Origin of the sequence: Streptomyces sp. SID1328 (genome assembly GCF_009865595.1) — a bacterium.
In the GTDB taxonomy this organism is placed as follows: domain Bacteria; phylum Actinomycetota; class Actinomycetes; order Streptomycetales; family Streptomycetaceae; genus Streptomyces; species Streptomyces griseoluteus.
Window position 1 is genome coordinate 1 of record NZ_WWKH01000962.1, and the last position, 6,578, is coordinate 6,578.

At 71.4% G+C, this 6,578-nt stretch carries 7 protein-coding genes; 4 read left to right on the plus strand and 3 right to left on the minus strand.

The annotated features are described in order from the left end of the window. The coding region (locus GT030_RS31045; protein ID WP_161203939.1) for a Stk1 family PASTA domain-containing Ser/Thr kinase at window positions 1-1,100 on the plus strand (1,100 nt) is incomplete at its 5' end. Between the two features lie 57 nt (window positions 1,101-1,157). Further along, window positions 1,158-2,060 (plus strand): deoxyribonuclease IV, encoded by a 903-nt coding sequence (locus GT030_RS31050; RefSeq protein ID WP_161203940.1) that lies wholly within the window; start codon window positions 1,158-1,160, stop codon window positions 2,058-2,060. Window positions 2,061-2,062: 2 nt separating this feature from the next. On the opposite strand, the gene GT030_RS31055 is transcribed toward GT030_RS31050, so the two are convergent. Beyond that, a complete protein-coding gene (locus GT030_RS31055; RefSeq protein WP_161203941.1) occupies window positions 2,063-2,695 on the minus strand; it encodes a sulfite oxidase-like oxidoreductase in 633 nt (210 codons plus the stop codon). Between the two features lie 153 nt (window positions 2,696-2,848). Between GT030_RS31055 and bfr the strand changes: the two genes are divergently transcribed. After that, entirely contained in the window at window positions 2,849-3,340 is a 492-nt protein-coding gene (gene bfr / locus GT030_RS31060) for a bacterioferritin (RefSeq protein WP_086691717.1), read from the plus strand. 9 nt (window positions 3,341-3,349) lie between these two features. On the opposite strand, the gene GT030_RS31065 is transcribed toward bfr, so the two are convergent. Together GT030_RS31065 and GT030_RS31070 are read right to left on the minus strand one after the other, a co-directional pair. Beyond that, window positions 3,350-3,598 (minus strand): (2Fe-2S)-binding protein, encoded by a 249-nt coding sequence (locus GT030_RS31065; protein ID WP_346009782.1) that lies wholly within the window; start codon window positions 3,596-3,598, stop codon window positions 3,350-3,352. Between the two features lie 154 nt (window positions 3,599-3,752). Then, window positions 3,753-5,102, minus strand: coding sequence for a 3-deoxy-7-phosphoheptulonate synthase class II (locus GT030_RS31070; RefSeq protein WP_161203943.1), 1,350 nt, complete (start codon window positions 5,100-5,102; stop codon window positions 3,753-3,755). A 315-nt stretch (window positions 5,103-5,417) separates the two neighbouring features. On the opposite strand from GT030_RS31070, the gene GT030_RS31080 reads away from it, so the two are divergent. Further along, on the plus strand, window positions 5,418-6,578 hold a 1,161-nt coding region (locus GT030_RS31080; RefSeq protein ID WP_202460779.1), incomplete at its 3' end, for a chorismate-binding protein.

Genomic DNA, 6,578 nt, shown 5'->3' on the forward strand with positions numbered 1-6,578 from the left:
TCACCGAGGAGCAGCTCGACGCGCTGCCCCCGCAGGCCCTCTCCGGCGCCCACGACAACGCGGGCGACCGGACGAGCGTGCTGCCGCGCGCCATGACGGTCCGGCCGCTCCCGGTCGACGGGGACGGCGAGGACGGCCGTGACGTCACGAGCGTGCTGCACACGACCGACATCGAGCCCCCGCCCGCCCGGCGCGGTACCGGACGGTCCCGGCGGCCCCGGCGCGGGCTGCTGACCCTGCTGGCGGCCGTGCTGGTGGTCCTCGGCGTGGGCGGCGGGGTCTGGTACATCAACTCGGGCCAGTTCACCAAGGTGCCGCCGGTGCTGTCGCGCACCCAGGACCAGGCCGAGCAGCGGCTCAAGGCGGCCGGACTCGAGGTGGGCGGTGTGCAGCGCGCCTACAGCGACACGGTGGACCGGGGCACGGTCATCAGCACCGACCCCTCGGCCGGCTCCCGCGTCCGGGGCCACGCCTCGGTGAGGCTCACGGTCTCGCTGGGCCCGCGTACCGTCGCGGTGCCCCGGGTGGCGGGGCAGCCGCTGGAGCGGGCGCGGGAGCGGCTGAAGGCGGCCGGTCTGGAGCCGGGCATGGTCACCCGCGAGTTCAGCGACGAGGCCGAGCGGGGCTCGGTGATCCGTACGACGCCGGAGGCGGGCACCGAGCGGCACGCCGGTTCGGCGATCGCGCTGGTCGTCAGCAAGGGCGCCCCCGTCGACATCCCGGACGTCAGCGGCGAGGACGCGGAAAGCGCGCGTCAGGACCTGACCGACGCCGGTCTCAAGGTGAAGATCGCCGCCGAGCGCGTCAACTCCGACTACGACAAGGGCCAGGTCGTCTCCCAGTCGCCGGAGCCGGGCACCTGGGGTGCCGAGGGCGACACGGTGACGCTGACGCTGTCCAAGGGCCCCGAGATGGTGAAGGTGCCGGACGTCGTCGGGTCGAACGTGGACGACGCCCACCAGAAGCTGGAGGCTGCCGGGTTCGAGGTGCGCGAGGACCGCGGGCTGCTGGGGCTGTTCGGCGACACCGTGAAGAAGCAGTCGGTGGCGGGCGGCGACAGGGCCCCCAAGGGCTCGGAGGTCACGATCACCATCCGGTGACCGGTCTCACCGCGGCCGCCGGTCCGGGCGCGCGGGACGGCGTGACACCCTGAACGGGTGACACTCCAGCCGTCCCCCGCAGCTCCCCTCACCGTCCCCCGTGCCCTCCGCAACCCCGTCGGCGCCCATGTGCCGGTGGCCGGCGGGCTGCACTCGACGGGACTTCCGTACGCCCGTGAGCTGCAGGCGGAGACCGTGCAGGTCTTCGTGGCCAACCCGCGCGGCTGGGCCACCCCGGCCGGTAACCCGGCCCAGGACGAGGCCTTCCGGGCGGCCTGCGCGGCGGAGTCGATACCGGCGTACGTGCACGCGCCTTACCTCATCAACTTCGGTTCGCACACCGAGGCGACGGTGGATCGGTCGGTGGAGTCGCTGCGGCACTCCCTGCGGCGCGGGCGGGACATCGGGGCGCTCGGCGTGGTGGTGCACACCGGCAGCGCGACCGGCGGGCGCCCGCGCGAGGTGGCCCTGAAGCAGGTGCGCGAGCATCTGCTGCCGCTGCTGGACGAGCTGACCCACGACGACGACCCGTTCCTGCTGCTGGAGTCGACGGCCGGGCAGGGTTCCTCGCTGTGCTCGCGGACCTGGGACTTCGGACCGTACTTCGAGGCGCTGGACGCCCACCCCAAGCTCGGCGTCTGCCTCGACACCTGCCACATCTACGCCGCCGGGCACGACCTGACCGGCCCGGACGGGATGCGGCAGACCCTCGATCTGCTGGTGGAGACCGTGGGCGAGGGACGGCTGAAGCTGATCCACGCCAACGACTCGAAGGATGTGGCCGGCGCACACAAGGACCGCCACGAGAACATTGGCTCCGGACACATCGGCGAGGAGCCGTTCCGCGCCCTGATGGCTCATCCGGCCACGGCGGGCGTCCCGCTGGTCATCGAGACCCCCGGCGGCAAGGAGGGCCACGCGGCGGACGTGGCCCGGCTGAAGCGCCTCAGGGACGACTAGGGCTACAGCTCCGGACCGTCGCCCGGCTCCTCCTGGTAGGAGTAGCGCTGTTCCTTCCAAGGGTCGCCCACGTTGTGGTACCCGCGCTGCTCCCAGAAGCCCCGGCGGTCGGCGGTCATGTACTCCACGCCCCGGACCCACTTGGGGCCCTTCCAGGCATAGAGGTGCGGGACGACCAGGCGGGCCGGGAAGCCGTGTTCGGCGGTGAGGAGCTCACCGTCCTTGTGGATGGCGAAGATGGTGCGCTCGTCGGCGAAGTCGGCCAGCCGGAGGTTGGCGCTGAAGCCGTACTCGGCCCACACCATCACATGGGTGACCTCGGGCGCGGGCGGGACCAGGTCGAGGATCGCGCGGGCGGGCACCCCGCCCCACTCCGCGCCGAGCATGCTGAACTTCGTCACGCAGTGCAGGTCGGCCACGACGGTGGCGTACGGCAGGGCGGTGAACTCCTCGTGGGTCCAGGACCGCTTCTCGCCGTCGGCGGTGGCGCCGAAGACCCGGAAGTCCCAGCGCTCGGGACGGAACTTGGGCACGGGCCCGTAGTGCGTGACCGGCCAGCCGCGCTGGAGCCGCTGCCCCGGCGGAAGATCTGCCGCTGCCCCCGTTCCAGACGCGCGTTCCACCGGATGACCCATGTCTCCATCCTGACAGACCCGGCGGGGTGCATCCGACCAGCACAGGGACATTTCAGGCATTACCCACTAAGTGTGCGCTTACTGGACGGCCCGGGGCCCCGGTGGGATCATGCGGCAGGATCTGCCAGGAATGTCCGGAAGGAGCCCACCCCGATGTCAGGCGACCCCGAGGTCATCGAGCTGCTCAACGAACAGCTCACCGCCGAGCTGACCGCGATCAACCAGTACTTCCTGCACGCCAAGCTCCAGGACCACAAGGGGTGGACGAAGCTCGCCCGGTACACCAGGGCGGAGTCCTTCGACGAGATGCGGCACGCGGAGTCCCTGACCGACCGCATCCTGATGCTGGACGGCCTGCCCAACTACCAGCGGCTCTTCCATGTCTCGGTCGGCCAGACGGTGACCGAGATGTTCCGGGCGGACCGGCAGATCGAGGTCGAGGCCATCGACCGGCTGCGCCGGGGCGTGGAGATCATGCGGGCCAAGGGTGACATCACCTCGGCCAACGTCTTCGAGGCGATCCTCGCCGACGAGGAGCTGCACATCGACTACCTGGAGACCCAGCTCGACCTGATCGAGAAGCTGGGCGAGTCGCTCTACCTGTCCACGGTGATCGAGCAGGTCCAGCCGGACACCGAGGGCTGAGCCGAACCCTCAGGCGGCGTCACCGAGGCGGCGTACGGGTGCCTCGGCGGCGGTGACGAGCACCGGCGGACGCTCGGCGATCTGCTCGCGGCGCGGGCAGGCGCCCCGGCCCAGGAGGGCCTGGATGCGGCGGACACAGCCACCGCAGTCGGTGCCGGCCTTGCAGGCGGAGGCGATCTGGCGCGGGGTGCAGGCGCCGTCCGCGGCGTGCTGCTTGACCTGCTGCTCGGTGACGCCGAAGCAACTGCAGACGAACACCAGGTTCACCTCCCGACGGGACCGCCGATTACTGCCCTCGCCGGATCTCGGTGAGGCAAACCTAACCTAACCCAGGGGCCGGGGACCGGGGAAGCGCGAGGGCGCGGATCTCGTGTGATCCGCGCCCCACTTCACGCTTCGTGCCGCTTGACGCTCACTGGTCCCGGTACATCTCCGCGACCAGGAAGGCGAGGTCCAGCGACTGGCTGCGGTTGAGCCGGGGGTCGCAGGCCGTCTCGTAGCGCTGGTGCAGGTCGTCGACGAAGATCTCGTCGCCGCCGCCCACGCACTCGGTGACGTCGTCGCCGGTCAGCTCCACATGGATGCCGCCGGGGTGGGTGCCCAGGCCCTTGTGGACTTCGAAGAAGCCCTTGACCTCGTCCAGCACGTCGTCGAAACGGCGGGTCTTGTGCCCGGAGGCCGCCTCGAAGGTGTTGCCGTGCATCGGGTCGGTCACCCAGGCCACCGTGGCACCGGACGCCGTGACCTTCTCCACCAGCTCGGGCAGCCGGTCGCGGATCTTGTCGGCGCCCATGCGGACGATGAACGTCAGCCGGCCCGGCTCCCGGTCGGGGTCGAGACGGTCGATGTAGCGCAGCGCGTCCTCGGCCGTGGTGGTCGGGCCGAGCTTGATGCCGATCGGGTTGCGGATCTTGGACGCGAACTCGATGTGCGCGCCGTCCATCTGCCGGGTGCGCTCACCGATCCACACCATGTGCCCGGAGACGTCGTACAGCTTGCCGGTGCGGGAGTCCACGCGGGTCAGCGCCGACTCGTAGTCCAGCAGCAGCGCCTCGTGCGAGGAGTAGAACTCGACGGTCTTGAACTCCTCCGGCTCCGCGCCGCAGGCCCGCATGAAGTTCAGCGCCTGGTCGATCTCGCGGGCGAGCTGCTCGTAACGCTGGCCGGAGGGCGAGGACTTCACGAAGTCCTGGTTCCAGGCGTGCACCTGGCGCAGGTCGGCGTAGCCACCCGTGGTGAAGGCGCGGACCAGGTTCAGCGTGGAGGCGGAGGCGTGGTACATCCGCTTCAGCCGCTCGGGGTCCGGGTAGCGGCTCTTCTCGGTGAAGTCGAAGCCGTTGACGGAGTCGCCCCGGTACACCGGCAGGGTCACGCCGTCACGGGTCTCGGTGGGCTTGGAGCGCGGCTTGGAGTACTGGCCCGCGATCCGGCCGACCTTGACCACCGGGACGGACGCGGCGTACGTCAGCACGGCGCCCATCTGGAGGATGGTCTTGACCTTGGCCCGGATGTGCTCGGCGCCCACCGCGTCGAAGGACTCGGCGCAGTCGCCGCCCTGGAGCAGGAACGCCTCGCCCTTGGCGACGGCCGCCAGGCGGGCGCGCAACTGGTCGCACTCGCCCGCGAAGACGAGGGGCGGATAGGTCGACAGCTCCGCGATCACTTCGCGCAGAGCCTCGGTATCCGGGTATTCGGGCTGCTGCGCCGCGGGCAGGTCTCGCCAGGTCGCCTCGGCGGCCACGGCTCGGGAATCAGCGTTCACGGTCACCCTCCCCACACTACGGGGTCACGACCGGTGCTCCCGGCCCCGCTCGAAAGGTGAGACGGAGTGACTGGTCCGTGGACGCCCTTCCCCGCGCCGGGCGGAGCCGATGCGGTAGGATCGGCGCCATGTTCGCGCAGCAGATCCAGAACTGGTGGTGGACCGCTTTTCCGGCGGCCCACTGATTCGCGCGCACTACCGAGACTTACGCGAAGGCCGCCCGAGGGGCGGCCTTCGGCGTTTCCCGGGGTCCGTTCCACGAACGGCGTCCGTCGTCCCGCTTTCCGGACCGCCCGACGCACGCAAGAGGACCCCATGAACCAGCCCGACCTGGCCCGTCTCGCCGACGGCGACCGACCCTTCGCCCTGCTGCACCGCCGCACCCCCGGCCGCGACACCTCCTCGGTGGAGGTGCTGCTCGGCCCGGTCACCGCCCACCAGGCGCTGGCCGAGCTGCCCGACGAGGGCCTCGCGCTGATCCCGTTCCGGCAGATCCGCGAGCGCGGCTTCGACGTCCGCGACGACGGCACCCCGCTGCTGGTGCTCCACCCCGAGGAGTCGTACGAGGTCCCGCTCGCCACCGCGCTGGAGACCCTGCCCGCCCATCCGGTGCGGGTCGAGGACGGCGGGTTCGACGTGCCGGACGAGGAGTACGGGGAGATCGTCGGCCGGGTGCTGCGCGAGGAGATCGGGCGCGGTGAGGGCGCCAACTTCGTGATCCGGCGGACCTACCGGGGCGAGATCCCCGGTTTCTCGCGCACCGACGCGCTCGCGCTGTTCCGGCGGCTGCTGGCGGGCGAGCGCGGCGCGTACTGGACGTTCGTGGTGCACACCGGAAATCAGCAAGGGCCCGCAGGGCCTTCCGGGCGGACGCTGGTCGGGGCGAGTCCCGAGGTCCATGTGCGGATGTCCGGCGGCACGGTGGTGATGAACCCGATCAGCGGGACGTACCGCTATCCCGCCGAGGGCCCGGCCCCGGAGCACCTGCTGGAGTTCCTCGGCGACGCCAAGGAGACCGAGGAGCTGTCGATGGTGGTCGACGAGGAGCTGAAGATGATGTGCACCGTCGGCGACCGGGGCGGGGTGGTGATCGGGCCCCGGCTCAAGGAGATGGCCCACCTCGCGCACACCGAGTACGAGCTGCGCGGCAAGACTTCGCTGGACGTCCGGGACGTGCTGCGCGAGACCATGTTCGCCGCGACCGTCACCGGCTCGCCGGTGCAGAACGCCTGCCGGGTCATCGAGCGGTACGAACCCACCGGGCGCGGCTACTACGCGGGCGCGCTGGCCCTGCTCGGCCGGGACGCCGGGGGCGCCCGCACCCTGGACTCCCCCATCCTGATCCGTACCGCCGACATCGCCGCCGACGGCCGGCTGAGCGTGCCGGTCGGCGCGACCCTGGTGCGCGGCTCGGACCCGGCCGGCGAGGTGGCCGAGACCCACGCGAAGGCGGCGGGCGTGCTGGCCGCGCTCGGG